This is a genomic window from Mixta sp. BE291, assembly GCF_031457955.1.
In the GTDB taxonomy this organism is placed as follows: Bacteria; Pseudomonadota; Gammaproteobacteria; order Enterobacterales; family Enterobacteriaceae; genus Mixta.
In genome coordinates this window covers 89,591-107,618 of sequence record NZ_JAVDXN010000001.1, presented here as the reverse complement: position 1 = coordinate 107,618, position 18,028 = coordinate 89,591, and the positions used below count along the sequence as shown (strand labels likewise).

Genomic DNA, 18,028 nt, shown 5'->3' with positions numbered 1-18,028 from the left:
GGATATGCACCCACATACTCACTCTGGCAGTCAACCTCTGATTAACGAACTGCGTCGCATCGTCGGCAGCAGCCATTTGCTGACCGATCCACGTAAAACCGAACGCTATCGTAAAGGCTTCCGCTCCGGCCAGGGCGAAGCGCTGGCGGTGGTTTTTCCCGGCTCGCTGCTGGAGCTGTGGCGCGTACTCAAAGCCGCCGTCGAGGCGGATAAAATTATTTTGATGCAGGCGGCCAATACCGGCCTGACCGAAGGCTCGACGCCGAACGGCAACGATTATGACCGCGAGATCGTGATTATTAGCACCCTGCGCATGGATCGGATTCAGCTGCTGGATAAAGGCAAGCAGGTGCTGGCGTTCCCCGGCAGTACGCTGTTTCAGCTGGAAAAAATCCTTAAGCCTTTAGGACGCGAGCCGCATTCGGTGATCGGCTCTTCCTGCATTGGCGCCTCGATTCTCGGCGGCGTGTGTAACAATTCCGGCGGCGCGCTGGTGAAACGCGGCCCGGCCTATACCGAAATGGCGCTCTATGCCCAGCTGGATGAGCAGGGGCAGCTGAAGCTGGTTAACCATCTGGGGATTGAACTCGGCAGCACGCCAGAGCAGATCCTTGGGCGGCTGGATGATGAAACCTGGCGCGACAGCGATGTGCGCCACGATGCGCGTCAGGCGTCCGATCACCACTATGTAGAGCGCGTGCGCGATGTCGAGGCGGATACGCCGTCACGTTTTAACGCCGATGCCAGCCGCCTGTATGAGGCTTCCGGCTGCGCCGGTAAGCTGGCGGTGTTTGCCGTGCGACTGGATACCTTCGAGGCGGAGAAAAAGCAGCAGGTGTTCTATATCGGCAGCAACGATACCGCCGCGCTGGAGGATATTCGCCGCCATATTCTTGCCCATTTTAAAAACCTGCCGGTAGCGGGCGAATATATGCACCGCGATATGTATGACATCGCGGAAAAGTATGGCAAAGACACCTTTATTATGATCGACCGGCTGGGCACCGATAAGATGCCGCGTTTCTTTACCCTGAAGGGGCGTATCGATGCGATGCTGAGCCATATTCCGCTGTTCAGCCCGCATTTCACCGACCGTATGCTGCAAAAGCTGAGCGCGCTGTTCCCAACGCATCTGCCCAAACGCATGAAAACCTGGCGCGATCGCTATGAGCATCATCTGATGCTGAAAATGTCCGGCGAGGGCGTAGAAGAAGCACGCGAGTATTTGAAAGACTTTTTCCGCGAAGGCGGCGGCGACTACTTTGAATGTACCGATGACGAAGGGTCGAAAGCCTTTTTACATCGCTTTGCCGCTGCCGGTGCGGCGGTGCGCTATCACGCGGCGCATCATGATGAGGTAGAGGATATTCTGGCGCTGGATATTGCGCTGCGCCGTAACGATCGCGACTGGTTCGAGCAGCTGCCGCCGGAGTTTGACGATAAGCTGACGCACCGCCTCTATTATGGGCACTTTATGTGCCATGTTTTTCATCAGGATTACATTGTGAAAAAAGGCGTGGATGCGCATGCGCTGAAAGAGCGGATGTTGGAGCTGTTAAACCAGCGCGGCGCAGAATACCCGGCGGAGCACAATGTTGGCCATCTTTATCAGGCGAAGCCGCAGATGAAAGCCTTTTATCAGCAGCTTGACCCGACCAACAGCTTTAACCCCGGTATCGGGAAAACCAGCAAGCTGAAGCACTGGGCTGGCTGCGGCTGCGATGAGCATCATCCGGCGGAGTAATCATTAAAAGCCGCCCTTCCCTGTGGAGAGGCGGCGTTGAGACCACTTAGCTCTGCTGCGGCTCCTTCACCACTACTTCGCCATTCTTTTGCTCGATAATCATGGTTTGCGGACGCGACAGCACAATGCCTTCTTTGCGCAGGCGCGTCAGAATATCAAACAGCAGATCGCTTTTCGCACCAGCAATTTGCCGTTGGTTAGAGACATTACCGGTGACGCTCAGCACGATACCCTGCGGCGTCAGATCCTTAAAGCTGACCGACGGCTCTGGCGTCTCGAGGATGCGTTCGTTGTCGTTATAAACCGACAGTAAAATCTCGCGCACCTGTACCGGATCGATATCCAGCGGGAAGGTCAGCGTAATGGTGACCACGCCCTGCGCGTTGCCCATGGTAGCGTTACGCACGTTTTGCGAGATCAGCTGCGAGTTCGGTACGATGACCGTGGATTTGTCGCCCAGCTGAATCTCCGTGGCGCGCACGTTGATACGGCGAATATCGCCCTCGATGCCGCTGATGCTCACCAGGTCGCCTACCTTAACCGGACGTTCGGTCAGCAGAATCAGGCCGGAGATAAAGTTTTTCACGATCTCCTGCAAACCAAAACCAATCCCCACCGACAGCGCGCTGACAATCCATGCCAGCTTGTTCCACTGCACGCCCATGGTAGAGAGCGTCAGCAGAATCACCAGCACGTAGCCGATATTGCTGAACAGCGTCACCAGCGACACGCGCATGCCGGTATCCATGGTGGTTTTCGGCAGGAAATCGTTATCCAGCCAGCGACGCACCACGCGCAGCACATAAATCCCTACCGCCATGCACAGCAGCGCATTCACCAGATGCGCCGGGACAATATTCAGCGATTCCAGCCCTTTGCCGCCCCAGAACTCCACCGCTTTTTGCAGCAGCTCAATCGGCGTCGAGGTCCCGAAGGTGCCATTCAGCACCGCCACCACCGCAAACAGCAGCAGAATGGTTTTGCCCAGCGCCGACAGCAGCGCCGCCGCCTGTGACAAATGCCGCTCATCAATGTTCAGCGAGGTTTGCAGCTGTTTGCCGGTTCGGCTGTTGACCGATAGCAGCGTTTCACAGCCGTCGCTGACCAGATGGCTAAGGAAATAATAAGCGCCACAGACAATACCAACCCAGATCAGCTCATAGCTCAGGAAGCGCGCCAGGGTAACGTAGCCGATAATCAACGACAGCATAATCGCCAACCCGATCAGCGTAATCGCCATCTGGATCAGGCCGACCAGGGTCGATTTCGCCTCCGGCACCTGTCCTTCCTGTACCAGTCGGCGGCGTACCCGGCTGGAACGGAAGCTAATAGAGAGCGCCGTGGCGCCAACCAGCAACGCCGTCAGGCCGTTCGCCAGAATGGTGGTGCCGACGCTGGTGCCGACGGTGCTGTTCAGCGCCTCGACCATCTGAAAGACAAAGACCAGCGACGCGGTGAGCGGCGGGTAAGGCTTCAGCGCCTGCGCCACCTCGTTGGAGATCGCTGGCAGCCGCCATGAAGTGCGACGCGTTGAAAGGAAGGCGCGTCCCAGCCCGGCAATCAGGCCGCAGAACACGCTAAGCTCGACCAGACGATCGACAAAGCCCTGCACATCATCTGAGACCGCTTCCCGACGGGTAAAGGCCTGGTCAAGAAAGTTAAACGCCAGCACCACCGCCACCAGCGTGGTCAGGGCGGTCGCGGCCGCCAGGAAGCTGCGCCGCAAACGCCCTTCCGGCAATTTGTGAATGCTGACCCAGGCGAGAAACTCTTCCCCGTAGCGACGGCCCAACGTAGCGACCAATGCTGCGGCAACCAGCCACAAAACGGTGCCGAGCCGCCAGCCTGGCTCCCACGCCAGCGCCACGGAATCCGCCAGCTCATCGCGGAAGTTAGCCAGCTTATCGCCATCCCGTTGCTGCATCCCAAACAGCGGCGACCAGAAGCGCGGGCCGAAAATGCTGCCGGAATTCAGCGCCAGCTGCGTTTTCAGATTATCGCGCCGCAGGTTAACGATCTGCGCGCTGAGGTTCAGCGAGCCGCTTTTGATCGTCTCCGCCTGTTTAATTTGCTCATCCAGCTTCTGCTTTTGGTTTTCCAGCGTGTTGCGCTTGCGGGTTACTTCCGGCGTCTCTTTAACGCCGCTGTCCGCTTGCGGTGCCGGCCCTAATACCGCCAGCTGCGCCAGTAGCTGCTGGCGCTGCGGAATCAGCGCCTGACCCAGCGTATCCGCATTGCCCGACAGTTCCAGCGCCATATCGTTGAGCTGAGAAAGCTGTGCGTCATTAGTGTCGCCGGAAATTTGTCCTTTGATTTTATCGAGGATTTTTTGCATCTTCGGCAGTTCAACCGAAGCATTCACTTTTACTACGGCCTCTTCACCCACCGCCGCGCTATCTTCCGCGTTTTCCGCCGCGTGAAGAGCAAACGGCGCCACTACCAGCAGCGCCAGCAGGCTTGCCCGCATTAATCGTAACCACTTTGACATCGAAAGTCGTTCCACTCAGTTTCTGTTCCACGGCCTCGCCGCGATCGCGCGCCAGTTTATGCTTTTGCCTACGGCTTCACTATAGGAAAGCGTGAAGAAAAATCCCCGATCGAAGATAAGAATAGGTGATGAGATGCGCCGCCGCCCGATGTGGCGGATATGCAGCGCGGGCCGGGCTGTGCGGCGCGCGCTGCGGAAGGATAACGCGTTATTCCACTGCGCTGTCGTTAAGGTTGTTGCTGGCGGTCAGGCCGGTTTTTTGCTTTTTATAGGCCAGCGCCGCCGCCGGAACCGGCGCGGATTTGCCGGTCTCCAGCCAGTCGCGCAGCCGCCTGGCATCGGCAAAGTGGGTATACTTGCCGAAGGCGTCCAGCACCACCAGCGCTACCGGGCGCTGTTTAATCACCGTACGCATCACCAGGCAGTGCCCCGCCTGATTAGTAAAACCGGTTTTGGTCAGCTGAATATGCCAGTCCGGCTTATAAACCAGATGATTGGTGTTACGGAACGGCAGCGTATAGTCCGGGTTGCTGAAGCGCGCCATCTCCTCATGCGTGGTACTGAGCTGGCCCAGCAGCGGATAGCGTTTGGTGGCGATCAGCAGTTTGGTCAGGTCGCGGGCGGTGGATACGTTATGAATCGACAGGCCGGTTGGCTCGACATAATGCGTGTTGGTCATGCCCAACGAACGCGCTTTGGCGTTCATGGCGCGAATAAATGCTTCATACCCGCCGGGATAGTGATGCGCCAGGCTGGCCGCCGCGCGGTTTTCCGATGACATCAGCGCCAGCAGCAGCATATTTTTGCGGCTGATGGCGCTTTTCAGGCGTACGCGGGAAAATACGCCGCGCATTTCCGGCGTATGGCTGATATCGACATTCAGCATCTCATCCAGCGGCTGATGCGCATCCAGCACCACCATCGCCGTCATCACTTTGGTTATCGAGGCGATGGGCCGTACCCGATCTGGATGGCTGGCGTACAGCACTTTATTGGTATTCAGATCGACAATCATCGCGCTGCCGGAGGCGATTTGCGGCTGAGAGAGCGGCGCGGGCGTGCTTAATGGCGACGCGGCAACGGCCTGCCCCACCATGCCCGGCGCAGAAAAAAGAAAAGCCAGGCTCAACAACGAATAACGAAATTTTGCGGGCATCGTTTAACAACTTACCGTTTCAGGATTGCGCGCTGTGCGTAACACAGGCTGCCGTCGCAAGAGTCAACAGGTGCGGCGGCTGGCAAGCAGCATAATACGCCGGGCACTCAGTAAATTCCTATCAGAGATTCGTTTCTGCGCGTAAACAGAAAGATGATCCATTCAGGGGAAAAATAGCCCAATGCACTTGAGCACAGTGCAAATGTGCGTTAGCATTATCAAACGGTGATTAACAAGGTAACAAGGGAATGTTAAATAGCATCGGAAGCTTTCGCGATCCCTGGCTGGCAGCGTTCTTTTATCACTCAACACCAGCCAGGAAAATACCCGCGGACATCCAGACTACGCTTGCACGCAAACTTGATATGATCAATGCGGCGGCCTCGTATCTCGATTTGCGCTCGCCCCCCAGTAACCGCTATGAAGAGTTGTCAGGGAAATTAAAAGGCTATTCGTCGATTCGGGTAAATAAAAAATACCGATTAATATTTAAATGGGTCAACGGAAAGGCAGAAGACCTTTACCTTGATCCGCATAATTACTAAAAATATTTTATTGCGCCCCGTTTTCCAGGCCGCTTTTCCTCTTAATGACCGGTTAATATGCAATGGGATTTAGCTATGAAACAAGCGACAAGAAAGCCAACTACCGTTGGAGATGTGCTTCAGTATGAATATCTGGAGCCGCTTAACCTGAAAATTAACGATCTGGCTGAAATGGTTAACGTTCACCGCAATACGGTCAGTGCATTAGTTAATAATAACCGCAAACTCACTACTGATATGGCGTTTCGCCTGGCAAAAGCGTTTGATACCACCGTTGATTTTTGGCTTAACCTGCAGGCGGCCGTCAACGTATGGGAGGTAGAAAATGATGCCCGTACTCAGGAAGAACTTAACCGCATTTGTACTGCACATGACTTTTTGGCCCGCCGTGAAGAGATGCTCAAAGACACCGCATAACCCCAGGCAACCTTGCCAGTAAGCCACCCGCAGGTGGCTTACTGAGGCCGCGCCCGTTACACAAAGCGCGCTTTATCCCATGCGGGAACCATAGCCCCACAGCAGCACCGTCAACGCCAGCAGCACTTCAAACAGCAGAATGCCGATGGCAAGCGTAGAGCCAGAAAAACGCAGGCTCTCGTCGCGGTCGATATTCAGCAACTGCGGAATGCCGACATAGAGCAGATAGCCGGTCCAGGCCAGCGCCACCGCGCCTGCCAGTACGCAGAGCCAGACCACCGGATAGAGCGCGATAACACCGCTCAAAAACAGCGGCGTGGCGACATAACCAGCAAATACCGTACAGCGCTGGATGCTGGGGCGCTGGGGATAATCGCGCGCCATCCAGTGGATCACGCGGCCCATCACCGCCACACCGCCCAGAATCAGCAGATAAAACAACACGGCCAGCATCAGTCCGGTAGAAAGCGCAAGCGGAACCGTGTGTCCTCCGCCGAGATACCAGCCCATTTGCGTGGTGCCGATCAGCGAGCAGATCACCGGAATCGCCGCCATCAGTAAAACGTGGTGAGTATAGTGGTGGGAAACGCTTTCATTTTCCCGTTCGATTGCGCGCATCTCCTGATTGGGATGCGCCAGAAGTCCCCAGACATGGTTCATGATAGAGCCCTCAGCGACCTGCCGCCGACCCGGCGGCGTTCACTCAAGTATACGTCACCTGGCTACTTTTCCACCAATCAGCGCCACAACCTTTTCTGCTTACGGCGTTTATTCGCAAGGCGCGGTTAACGGGGTGTACACTTACCCTGACGCTAAGGATAAAAGGGACGGTACGTTTTGCAATTTGATATCAACCAGTTCATTGAGCAGTATGGTTATCTGGCTGTGGTTATTGGCTGTATTGCTGAAGGAGAGACGTTCGCGCTGCTGGGCGGCGTCATGGCGCACGAGCAGCTGCTGCGCTACAGCGGCGTGGTGCTGGCGGTGATGCTTGGCGGCTTTGTGGGCGATCAAATACTTTTTTATATTGGCCGTCAGTTCGGCTCCCGTATTCTGCGCCGCTTCAAAAAACATCAGGGCAAGCTGAAGCGCGCCAATCAGATGATCCGTCGCCATCCGGTACTGTTTATTATTGGCGTGCGCTTTATGTATGGTTTTCGCATTATCGGCCCGGTGATTATCGGTGCCAGCCGCCTCAGCCCGCTGAAGTTTCTGATTTTTAACGCTATCGGCGCCTGTATCTGGGCGCTGGTGTTTGTCACACTCGGCTATTTTGCCGGTGAGGTCATCACGCCGTGGCTGCACCGCCTCGATCATCACCTGAAACATCTGCTGTGGCTGGCCGTGGCGGTGGGCTTTGTTTTGCTGTTGCGCCTGGCGTTTCGCCACTGGTCACGGCGGCATGAGGATTAAATCACCAGCTGCGCCCGGGCGTTGTAAAAGCGGCGATAGCCCAGCCAGGCGGCGATAATCGTCGAGATCGCCGCCGTGCCCAGCAGCATAAAGGTCACCATAATCTGATACTTAATCGCCAGCATCGGATCGATACCGGCAAAGATCAGTCCTGACATCATCCCCGGCAGGCTGACCAGCCCCACGGTTTTCGCCGCATCCACCGTGGGACTCATTGCCGCACGAATGCTGTCGCGTACCAGCGTCGCCGAAGCCTGTTTAACCGACGCGCCGAGGCTCAGCATCTCTTCCACTTTTTGGCGGTTATCCGCAAAGCGCTGATTCAACTGGGTATAGCACAGCCCCACCGCGACCATCGCGTTACCGGCGATCATGCCGGAAACCGGAATCACCTGCATCGGCACAAAGGCGATCGCGCCGCTCAGCACCAGGATAGTCAGCGTCAGCGCGGTGCCGGAAGCGATAGCGACAAACGAGATCACAAACGCGTTGCCGATGCGTTTACTGCGCTTGCGGGCGTGCAGCGCCGCGTTAACACAGATAAACAGCACCATTGAGAGCGTCAGCCAGCGGTTATTGAAATCGAACAGCGTGTGCAGCAGGTAGCCAACCAGCGTGAGCTGGATAATGGCGCGCACCACGCTCCATAAAATATCTTTATGCAGCCCCAGTTTCTCTTTCTGGCTGACGATCAGCGCCACCAGCACCAGCATAAAGGCCAGCGCCAGCGAGGTATTGCTGATTTCAGGATGATTCATTGTGCGGCTTCCGTGCGGGTTAAAGAGATAATGCGTGCGCCATCGTCAATTTCCTGCGGGTCGTGACTGATCCACAGCACGCTCATCGCCTGCTGCTGCGCCGTTTGTTGAATATGCTGTTTGACCCGCGCTTTGTTCTCACTGTCGAGCGCGCTGGTGACCTCATCAAGCAGCAACACCGCCGGAGGAAACTGTAAATTACGCAGCAGCGCCACCCGCTGCCGTTCGCCGCCGGAAAGCGCGGCGATAGGCTGCTCCAGCATCGCCGGCGCTAAATTCAGCTGCGCCAGGCTGGCACGCAGCGCCTGCTTGTCCGGCCGCTGTTGACGAATTTGCCAGGGAAACGCCAGGTTGTCATACACGCTTTCACCAAACAGCTGCGGCGTCTGGAAACAGTAAGCGATCTGCCGCCGCCAGGCTTCCGGCGCCATGGTTCCGATCGAAGCGCCGCGAAACGCGATGTTGCCGCTGGCGGGGGTTAACAGGCCCGCCAGGATTTTTAATAAGGTGGTTTTACCGCTGCCGGAAGGGCCGGTGAGCCAGGCGAATTCATGCTGCTGCAAAGTAAAAGAGAGAGGAGCCAGCAGAACTTTATCCGCCAGCCGATAGCTGACGTCACGTACCGCCAGCGCGGGAATATCCGTTGCCATACATGCTTCCTTTTTGATTGTGCGGCCAATCATAGCGCGGAAGGCGGCAGAACGGAAAAGCAAAACGGGGCGACGGCGGCCCCGTTAATCGCCTGAAGCAGCCAAACTGGGGTTACCGATCGTTCTGCTGTTGCGCAGCGGCAAACTGTGGGTTAGCGAGCATAAAGCCGCCATCGATCACAAATGATTGACCGGTGGTGTAGGTTGACCACTCGGAGCAAAGCCAGGCGACCATGCTGGCTATTTCGCGCGTGTCGCCAGGGCGACCGGCAGGAATATGCGGCAGCGAAACGTTATGCGCATCCTCATTATCCATGTCGTTCATCGGCGTGGCGATAGCGCCTGGTGCCACCGCGTTCACCAGAATCTTGTGCGGCAACAGGCTAAGCGCCATCGACTTGGTCAGTCCGCCCAGCGCATGTTTGGCGGCGGTGTAGGTCACCGACCCTGGCAGCGGCGTATGTTCATGCACCGAGGTGATATTAATAATGCGTCCGCCCTCGCCCTGCTTAACCATCTGGCGCGCGGCAATTTGTCCGCAGACAAAAGCGCCGTCGACATCCACGGTAAAGACCTTGCGCCAGTTATCAAAAGCGATATCAAGAAATTCGCCCTCAATATTCGTGCCCGCATTATTCACCAGCACATCGATGCGGCCCAGCTGCGCAATCAGCTTCTCCAGCGCCTGACCGCCCTGCTGCGGATCGGAAAGATCGAGCTGGATCAGCTGCGCCTGACGTCCCAGTTTGCGTACCTCTTCGGCGGTGCCCTGCGCGCCCTTTTCATCGGAACGCCAGGTAATGCCAATATCGTAGCCCTGCTGCGCCAGCATGATCGCGCAGGCTTTCCCGATACCGGAATCCGATGCGGTCACCACCGCCGTTTTGTTGCTCGCCATCGCTTCACTCCTCTGTTGCGCTTAATAAATGAACAGCAAGTATAGCGGTTTTGTCCATCTGCGCCGCCACGTCGGGTGAGGTTGACTATAGTAATAGTTCACACAGCGCAACCGGGGAACGGCATGGCTGAGATCAAACGACCTATCGGGAACCACGGCGTTATTGGCGATTTGCGCACCTGCGCGTTGGTCGCCGATGATGGCACCATCGACTATTTTTGCTGGCCCAATCTGGATAGCCCTTCCATCTTTACTGCCCTGCTGGACAGCGATGAGGCGGGCATTTTCAGCCTGACGCCGGAATGGAAAGCGTGTCGTCGCCAGCAGCTTTACCTGCCGGATACCAATATTCTGCAAACGCGCTGGCTGGCGGCCGAAGGCGTAGCGGAAATCACCGATTACATGCCGATCTGCCAGCGGGAAGATACCAAGCCGCGCATTATTCGTCGGCTGAAAATGGTGCGCGGCCAGGGCCGTTTTTCGCTGCGCTGCGCGCCGGTACATGATTATGCACGCGCCACCACTAAAGCCAGGCTGCGCGATAACGCGGCGCTGTTCAGCGCCGAGGGAGAGCCGGAGCTGCGCCTGACCTCCAGCGTACCGCTGACGATCGATCGCCATGCGGCGGTGGCGACGTTCACCCTGCAAACCGGTGAGCACGCGGAGTTTATTTTTGGCTGCGCGCAGGATGAGCATCTGGATAACCTGCAAACCGACGTCTGTTTTCAGGAAACGCTGCGTTACTGGCGCAACTGGTGCCATCAAAGCAACTGGCGCGGACGCTGGCAGGAGATGGTGAAACGCTCATCGCTGGCGTTAAAGCTGCTGACCTCATGGCAGCACGGCTCTATTGCCGCCGCCGCCACTTTCGGCCTGCCGGAAGAGCTGGGCGGCGAGCGTAACTGGGACTATCGCGCCTCCTGGATTCGCGACGCCTCTTTCAGCGTCTATGCGCTGATGCGCCTCGGCTATATCGACGAGGCGAAACGCTTTACCCACTGGGTGGGTCACTGCGTGGAGAACAGCCATCAGGACAAAGAGCGGCTACAGGTGATGTATCGCCTCGACAGCGCCACCGAACTGCATGAAAGCGAGCTGTCGCATCTTTCCGGCTATGGCGATTCGCGTCCGGTACGTATCGGCAACGATGCGTGGCGGCAGACGCAGCTCGATATTTATGGCGAGCTGATGGATGCGGTTTATCTTGCCAATAAATATGGCGAGGCGATCTCTGAGCGCGGCTGGCGCAACGTTTGCAGCACCATCGATTATCTCTGCGATCACTGGCAGGAGCCGGATGCCGGCATTTGGGAGATGCGCGGTGAACCGCAGCACTTTCTGCATTCGCGCCTGATGTGCTGGGTGGCGCTCGATCGCGCGTTGCGCCTCGGCGTCAAGCGGTCACTGCCGATGCCTTACGAGCGCTGGGATCGGGTACGCAGCGAAATTCGTCAGGAAATCTGGCAAGATTTCTGGGATGCTGACCTGGGCCATTTTACCGCTACGCGCCACGGCAAATCGCTGGATGCCTCTATGCTGCTGATGCCGCTGGTGCGCTTTGTCGGCGCGACCGACCCCGACTGGCTCTCTACGCTGGATGCGATTAAGGCGAAGCTGGTACGTGACGGCATGGTTTGGCGCTATGACCGCGAAGAGACGCCCGCCGATGCGCTCAGCGGCCGGGAAGGATCCTTTGTCGCCTGCTCTTTCTGGTACGTAGAGTGCCTGGCGCGCGCCGGACGGGTGGAAGAGGCGCATTTTGAGTTTGAAAAACTGCTGAGCTATGCCAATCCGCTAGGCCTCTACGCTGAGGAGTTCGATTTCCACGGTTTCGCGCTGGGCAACTTCCCGCAGGCGCTCAGCCATCTGGCTTTGATCAGCGCCGCCTTTTTTCTTAACCGTAAACTGGATGGCGACGATCCACACTGGCAGCCCTGACGATAAAAATCGCCTTCTGACCAGGCAAGATTGTGTTAAATGACATACAGTTATGGAAAGAAGGCGTGGTTCCGAAAATTCCTGGTTCCACAATCAGAGGTTATGCACATATAATGTGCAGCCGGTCACACTGACCGCACCTGGGTCGACTCTCTAACAAGCCATTTAATGGCATTAATCAATTGAAATAAGATGAAAAAGAGCATTCGCGCGATCGCTTCACTGGCAGTAGCACTGGTGGCATTTAGTCAACAGGCGCTTGCTGTGGTTTATCCTCTGCCTCCGGCGAACAGCCGTTTGACGGGAGAAAACCTGGAAATTACCATCCCGCAGGACAGCAAACTTCCTCTGGAAGCCTTTGCTGCGCAGTATCAAATGGGCCTGAGCAATATGCTCGAAGCCAACCCTGGCGTTGACGTTTATCTGCCCCAGGCTGGTTCAAAATTAATTATTCCTCATCAGTTGATTCTGCCTGACGCGCCGCGCGAAGGGATTGTGATCAACAGCGCCGAAATGCGTCTTTATTACTATCCGAAAGGCACCAAAACCGTGGTGGTGTTGCCTATCGGGATTGGTGAGCTGGGCAAGGATACGCCGGTAGACTGGACGACCACCGTGCAGCGCAAAAAAGCGGGCCCGACCTGGACGCCAACCAAAAAAATGCATGAAGAGTACGCCGCGCGCGGCGAGTCGCTGCCTGAGGTGTTCCCGGCCGGTCCGGATAACCCGATGGGGCTTTATGCGCTTTATATCGGCCGCCTGTACGCGATTCACGGTACTAACGCCAACTTCGGTATCGGCCTGCGCGTAAGCCACGGCTGCGTGCGTCTGCGTGCGGATGATATCAAATGGCTGTTCGATAACGTGCCGGTTGGCACGCGCGTACAGTTTATCGATCAGCCGGTGAAGGCGACGGTAGAGCCGGATGGTTCGCGCTATGTCGAGATCCATAACCCGCTTTCCACCACGGAAGAGCAGTTTAAATCGCGTGCGCCAGTGCCGATTACATTGACGCCAGCCGTCAGCAAAATTACCGCTGATGCCAGCGTCAATCAGGCGATTATCGATCAGGCGATGCGTACGCGTTCCGGTATGCCGGTGAAAATCAACGGACCTGCGGAAGAGACGCCGGTTGAGCCGATGGCGACGCAAAGCGCTGATGCTCAGGCGCCGAATCAGACGCTGCCGATGAATGCCGCCGAGCAAAACGGCAACCCGGCACCGGTTGACCAGGCGCAGCCTGCGGCACCGGTTGATCAGGCCCAGCCTGCGGCACCGATCGATCAGGCTCAGCCTGCGGCACCGGTTGATCAGGCTCAGCCTGCGGCACCGGTCGATCAGGCCCAGCCTGCGGCACCGGTCGATCAGGCCCAGCCTGCTGAAGAAAACAGCGGCTCTTGAGCGTCAGCCACGTAAAAAAAGGGCGATTTCTGTCGCCCTTTTTCTTTGTTACCACTTCACGCCCAGCCCGGTAGTAAAACGCCGTTCATTCAGCGTATCGCGCGTGCCGCTTACCAGGTTACGTCCGTAGCCGATATTCAACGTTGACCAGCTGGTCAGGGCATAACGCAGGCCCACCTCCGCATCCAGCGTAAAAATGCCATCGTCATCCAGCGAATGCCCGACTTCGCCATGAGTGAACAGAGTCACATCCTTACCGCGCAGATAGCGCTGATAATCCCAGCGCACGGAGGAGCCAAAATGGCTGTCAATCGTGCCGTCGCTGTAGCCATAGCTGAACGCGCCGGTCAGTAACGACAGCGAAAAAGCACCGCGCTCATCATCCCAGAATTGATAGCCAGGCCCGGTACCAATCAACGCCTGATGCGCCAAATCCTCAACCCAGTCGCGCTTGTAGCTGGCGCGTCCCTGCCAGAAAAACTGTTCGCGAAAGGTGTAATCGATCGCATAACGCAGGCTGTAATTATGGGTATTCACGCTGGAATCTTCTTTTTCCCGATTCCAGGCGGCACCAAAGTTGTGACGCCATTTGCCCTGGTTAATTTTATTGTTAAAGGCAACATGGGTATCCTGCGTTTCGGTTGAGGCGTGCTTCAGGTTGATGCCTACATCCACATTGCCGTTCCAGTCCAGGCGATCGTTTTTCACTTTCGCTTTCATAAAGTCATCGATATGGTCAACCGCGACCTTTTCTTCCTGTTGATTGCCGTCGATCACCGTCAGCCAGCCCGGCTCCGCCGCTGCCAGGCGCACGCTGTAATTTTCTCCGCTCTGACTATCGCGCAGGGTAATAAGATGCTTACTGTTCAGGGTACTGACGGCGTTCCAGTTTAGCGACAGCGTGCCGCCCCAATCGGTATCCACAATTAATTTGCCATCGTTCAGCGAACGTACCGTGCCGCTTAAGCGATCGCCATTTTTTAGCCAAACGGTATCCGCCGCCGCCGCGCTACACCACAGGGCAAGCAGCCAAACGGCGGGGAGAAAAAAACGGGAAATTTTAAAATAGAACATGGTCTGGTGTTTTGGTATTCCTGGCGGGCAAAGGAATAAGCCTGGCAGCGAACCGGCAACAGTAAAAGAGAAGATAAATCCGAAACTTACCCTGGCGGGCTCGCATTTTCTGGCCGCAGAAGAAGAGGAAACCTATGCCGAACCGTTTTAATATTGAAGCAGGTGATGATTTGAGTGCTGATTATTAAAATTAAAAACAGAATTAATTTATATATATTTATTAACTAATCATTTTATTGCTATATAAAACCCGCACTGTAACCGCAAAAATATATTATTATTGCGTTGACGTCCGATAAATTTTTATTAATAATCACGTTGTCATCTGAGCGGTAAACCATAAATACCTTCTGTTCTTTTTGCCACACCAGGGAATGTTATTCCGCTCCACCCCGCAGCCCGCCAAGGCGTAATCCGGCGGGCTGTACTTAATTCTCCCTCTTTTCATTGTTTTCTGCTGTCGCTATTTTTCCCGCTGGCGAATGCGCCGCTAATACGGTAAAGATGCCCGTAATGAAGCGTAATAATATAAAGCCTGCTTACTATTATTACCGTACCGCTGACAGGCTTGCCGATCTTGTTATTAATGCTGCGCACCGGCTTTTCCTGCGCGGCATGCGCCGCTATCCATAAATTGTGAGTACGTCGCACACGGTTATCAATGCCAACACGTCATTTATTTGTCATATAAAAAGCGTATTACCACCAAAGCATCCTTTCATTTTTCGGTGTGATATGAGTGATTACAGCACCTTCGCCCGCTACGTCTCGCGCTTTCCCACGCTTTATCCGGCGCGATCCGGTCGGCGACAGCGGCTGCTGGCGGCAATGCTCGGCCTGCTGTTATTGGTGGCTATCAGCTGGATGATGACGCAGCTGTCAGCAGAAATCAGCGCCAGCGGAAGTAACATTTCCCCGCCCTTGTTGCTGAGCTGCGCACTGCTGCTGGCGTTAGGCTTTGTTTTTGTCAACGGCATGCATGATACCGCTAATGCCGTTACAACAGTGATCTATACCGGCACGCTCACCCCGGGTCGGGCGGTGCTGATCTCCGCTATAGCGAATATGCTGGGCGTGCTGCTGGCAAGCGGCGTGGTGGCATGGGGTGTGATGTCGCTGTTGCCGCCAGAGGGGCTGCTGCACAGGGATGCCCGTGACGGTTATGCGCTAATTTATGCTCTGCTGCTGGCGGCGATGAGCTGGAATCTTGCCAGCTGGTACTTCGCGATTCCCTCTTCTTCTTCTCATGCGCTGTTGGGAGCGATGTTAGGCGTCGGTTGCGCCAGCAGCTTACTGAATGGCAACGGCGCACTGAGCGGAATCGACTGGCATCAGGCTTACCGGGCAGGCTGGGCGCTGCTGCTCTCGCCCATACTGGGTTTTATCGCCGCCGGGCTATTGCTGCTGGTGATGAACATGCTGTTAGCGAACCGCCAGCTTGTTCAGCCCGCTGATGTGCGTCGCCCTCCTCCGCTCTGGCTGCGCGGTATGCTGCTGCTGACCAGCAGCGGCGTCTCTTTCGCGCACGGTGCCAACGATGGGCAAAAAGGCATGGGACTGATCATGGTGATCCTGCTGGTGGCGCTGCCAGGCGCGTTTGCGTTAAACCGCACGTTGCCAGAGCGCGACCTGGCCTATTTAACGGTGCTGACCGCTCAGGCACAGGCGCAACTGCCGCAGCGCAGCGATCTTACCCTGCCGAAGGCGGAACAAACGCTGCAAGATTATTGCCAGCAACAGCGCTGGCAACCCACGGTATTGCCCGCGCTGGGTCGCGTCACCGGCAGCCTGCACCAACAGCTCAGCACGTTAACCCGTCTCGATCGGCTTTCACCCGGTGAGGCAACGCGCCTGCGCCTGCAAATGTCGCTGATCGGTCAAACCCTGCATCAGCTGTTAAGCCATCCGACGTCGCTGACGCAGAATGAACGCTCGCTGTTGACGGCGCTGGCTGAACAGCTAAGGCATGCCAGCAGCGTCATTCCCTGGTGGGTAAAAATCATGGTCGCGCTGGCTATGGGCCTGGGCACCTTAACCGGCTGGCAACGCATCGCTATCACCATCGGCGAACGCACCGGGAAAGCACCGCTTAGCGCGGCACAAGGCGCCAGCAGCGAGCTGGTAACCATGACAACGCTGGGCGTGGCGGAGCAGTTTGGCCTGCCGGTCTCCACCACTCAGGTGCTGACCTGTGGCGTCGCAGGCAGCATGGTGGCAAACCGCAGCGCGCTGCGATGGTCAACGCTGAAGCGCATGGGATTGGTATGGCTACTGACGCTGCCGGTTTGCGCGCTGATGGCCGCGCTGTTTTATATGCTGCTGGCGGCGTTATAACGCGCCTTTTGCCACAGCCCCAGCGTCAGCAGCATCGCCGCCAGCACCACCAGCGCAGCGGCGGGCCAGACAGAAGCGATGCCAACGCGGCTGATCAGCAGGCCCGCCAGCGGGCCGGTTAGCCCCAGCGCCAGATCGAGAAACGCTGAGTAAACGCCCAGCGCCGCGCCCTGGTTGGGCACCTCAACCTGTTTCACTGCCTCGACACCCAGCGCCGGAAACACCAGCGAAAAACCCGCGCCGGTGCAAAACGCGCCCAGATCCACCAGCCAGGCGCTCTCTGCCTGCCAAATCAGCAGCAGACCAACACACTCCAGCGCAAACGAGCAGGCTGAAACCGGCAAACCGCCGTAGCGGGTGATGGTACGACTAAAGCTCAGGCGCATCAGAACAAAACCGATGCTGAACAGGCTGAGCGCATAGGCCGCGCCCTGCCACTCCCGGCTGGCGAAATAGAGGGTAATAAAGGTAGCGATGGCGCCGAACCCAATGGTGCCCAGCCCCAGACCCAGCCCGTAGGCCCAGACTTTGGACACCACATGATGGAACGCAATGCGCGTGCCCACCGCAACGCTGACAGCAGGTTTGCGGCTGGCCAGCAGCAGCCCGACCACCGCCATCAGGGTAACCAGCGCCGCAAAGCCATGAATCCCCATCAACGCATTAAGCGCCACACCGGCTGGCGCGCCCAGCGCCATCGCCAGGTAAGTCGCTACGCCGTTCCATGAGATCACGCGCGCCGTCTGCATACTGCCCGCAATTTTCATCCCCCACAGCGTAGCGCCAGTGCTGCTGAAGCTCTCGCCGACGCCAAGGAAAACGCGTCCGGCCGCCAGCAACGCCAGACTTAGCACCGGCGTGGCCATGGCAAGGCCTGCCAGAATAGTCAGAACGCCGCTGAAACCGCAGCAGATCATGCCCAACATCACCACTTTTTTGGGCCCCAGCGCGTCAGCCAGACGCCCCGACTGAGGGCGACTCACCAGCGTGGCGAAATATTGCACGCTGATAATCAGTCCGGCCATAAATGAGCTATAGCCCAGCTGGTTATGCACAAAACCGGGCAGCACCGCCAGAGGCAAACCAACCGAGAGGTAACAAAAGAAGGTAAAAATGATAACGGAAAGTATGCGCCGGTTAAGCTGGGCATTGGTTAAAGCGGGAGTCATCGCGTCCATGAGCCTTTAAAAAACAGGAAAGAGACAAGCCTGC

16 protein-coding genes are annotated in these 18,028 nt (G+C 56.8%); 7 read left to right on the top strand and 9 right to left on the bottom strand.

Translation table 11 applies throughout. From position 1 onward, the window contains the following. Positions 1–4: 4 nt before the first annotated feature. Entirely contained in the window at positions 5–1,744 is a 1,740-nt protein-coding gene (gene dld / locus J2X14_RS00460) for a D-lactate dehydrogenase (protein ID WP_352409265.1), read from the top strand. Positions 1,745–1,790: 46 nt separating this feature from the next. Here the strand turns inward: dld and J2X14_RS00455 are convergent, their stop codons facing one another. Further along, entirely contained in the window at positions 1,791–4,232 is a 2,442-nt protein-coding gene (locus J2X14_RS00455) for a DUF3772 domain-containing protein (protein ID WP_352409264.1), read from the bottom strand. 208 nt (positions 4,233–4,440) lie between these two features. After that, entirely contained in the window at positions 4,441–5,388 is a 948-nt protein-coding gene (pbpG, locus tag J2X14_RS00450; RefSeq protein ID WP_352409263.1) for a D-alanyl-D-alanine endopeptidase, read from the bottom strand. A 248-nt stretch (positions 5,389–5,636) separates the two neighbouring features. Here pbpG and J2X14_RS00445 point away from each other — a divergent pair, with 248 nt between their 5' ends. Together J2X14_RS00445 and J2X14_RS00440 are read left to right on the top strand one after the other, a co-directional pair. Further along, positions 5,637–5,933, top strand: a complete 297-nt coding sequence (locus J2X14_RS00445; protein WP_352409262.1) for a type II toxin-antitoxin system RelE/ParE family toxin — start codon at positions 5,637–5,639, stop codon at positions 5,931–5,933. A gap of 75 nt (positions 5,934–6,008) precedes the next feature. Next, the gene (locus tag J2X14_RS00440; RefSeq protein ID WP_352410099.1) at positions 6,009–6,350 is read left to right on the top strand and encodes a HigA family addiction module antitoxin; all 342 of its coding nucleotides are present in this window, start codon (positions 6,009–6,011) and stop codon (positions 6,348–6,350) included. 72 nt (positions 6,351–6,422) lie between these two features. On the opposite strand, the gene J2X14_RS00435 is transcribed toward J2X14_RS00440, so the two are convergent. Next, on the bottom strand, positions 6,423–7,010 hold the full coding sequence (locus J2X14_RS00435; protein WP_352409261.1) for a Yip1 family protein: 588 nt from the start codon (positions 7,008–7,010) through the stop codon (positions 6,423–6,425). A gap of 177 nt (positions 7,011–7,187) precedes the next feature. Between J2X14_RS00435 and J2X14_RS00430 the strand changes: the two genes are divergently transcribed. Further along, positions 7,188–7,763 (top strand): DedA family protein, encoded by a 576-nt coding sequence (locus J2X14_RS00430; protein ID WP_352409260.1) that lies wholly within the window; start codon positions 7,188–7,190, stop codon positions 7,761–7,763. Here J2X14_RS00430 and fetB read toward each other — a convergent pair. The 3 genes from fetB to J2X14_RS00415 all read right to left on the bottom strand — a co-directional run bounded on the left by fetB (position 7,760) and on the right by J2X14_RS00415 (position 10,069). Further along, positions 7,760–8,521, bottom strand: coding sequence for an iron efflux ABC transporter permease subunit FetB (fetB, locus tag J2X14_RS00425; protein ID WP_352409259.1), 762 nt, complete (start codon positions 8,519–8,521; stop codon positions 7,760–7,762). The two genes, J2X14_RS00430 and fetB, sit on opposite strands and share 4 nt — an antisense overlap. Continuing rightward, on the bottom strand, positions 8,518–9,171 hold the full coding sequence (fetA, locus tag J2X14_RS00420) for an iron efflux ABC transporter ATP-binding subunit FetA (protein ID WP_352409258.1): 654 nt from the start codon (positions 9,169–9,171) through the stop codon (positions 8,518–8,520). The genes fetB and fetA overlap by 4 nt, the downstream gene beginning before the upstream one ends. A 112-nt stretch (positions 9,172–9,283) precedes the next feature. Then, positions 9,284–10,069: an SDR family oxidoreductase gene (locus J2X14_RS00415; RefSeq protein ID WP_352409257.1), complete on the bottom strand. Its 786-nt coding sequence runs from the start codon at positions 10,067–10,069 to the stop codon at positions 9,284–9,286. A gap of 123 nt (positions 10,070–10,192) precedes the next feature. Here J2X14_RS00415 and J2X14_RS00410 point away from each other — a divergent pair, with 123 nt between their 5' ends. Further along, positions 10,193–12,007, top strand: a complete 1,815-nt coding sequence (locus J2X14_RS00410; RefSeq protein ID WP_352409256.1) for a glycoside hydrolase family 15 protein — start codon at positions 10,193–10,195, stop codon at positions 12,005–12,007. A 192-nt stretch (positions 12,008–12,199) separates the two neighbouring features. After that, entirely contained in the window at positions 12,200–13,408 is a 1,209-nt protein-coding gene (locus J2X14_RS00405) for a L,D-transpeptidase family protein (protein WP_352409255.1), read from the top strand. A gap of 48 nt (positions 13,409–13,456) precedes the next feature. Here the strand turns inward: J2X14_RS00405 and J2X14_RS00400 are convergent, their stop codons facing one another. Together J2X14_RS00400 and J2X14_RS00395 are read right to left on the bottom strand one after the other, a co-directional pair. Continuing rightward, positions 13,457–14,482 carry a DUF481 domain-containing protein gene (locus J2X14_RS00400; RefSeq protein ID WP_352409254.1) on the bottom strand — a complete coding sequence of 342 codons (1,026 nt, stop codon included), beginning with the start codon at positions 14,480–14,482 and terminating at the stop codon, positions 13,457–13,459. A 444-nt stretch (positions 14,483–14,926) separates the two neighbouring features. Beyond that, positions 14,927–15,079, bottom strand: a complete 153-nt coding sequence (locus J2X14_RS00395; RefSeq protein ID WP_352409253.1) for a hypothetical protein — start codon at positions 15,077–15,079, stop codon at positions 14,927–14,929. 138 nt (positions 15,080–15,217) lie between these two features. Between J2X14_RS00395 and J2X14_RS00390 the strand changes: the two genes are divergently transcribed. Continuing rightward, positions 15,218–16,816 carry an inorganic phosphate transporter gene (locus J2X14_RS00390; protein WP_352409252.1) on the top strand — a complete coding sequence of 533 codons (1,599 nt, stop codon included), beginning with the start codon at positions 15,218–15,220 and terminating at the stop codon, positions 16,814–16,816. Here the strand turns inward: J2X14_RS00390 and J2X14_RS00385 are convergent. Continuing rightward, positions 16,792–17,985: an MFS transporter gene (locus tag J2X14_RS00385; protein WP_352409251.1), complete on the bottom strand. Its 1,194-nt coding sequence runs from the start codon at positions 17,983–17,985 to the stop codon at positions 16,792–16,794. The two genes, J2X14_RS00390 and J2X14_RS00385, sit on opposite strands and share 25 nt — an antisense overlap. Positions 17,986–18,028 lie beyond the last annotated feature (43 nt).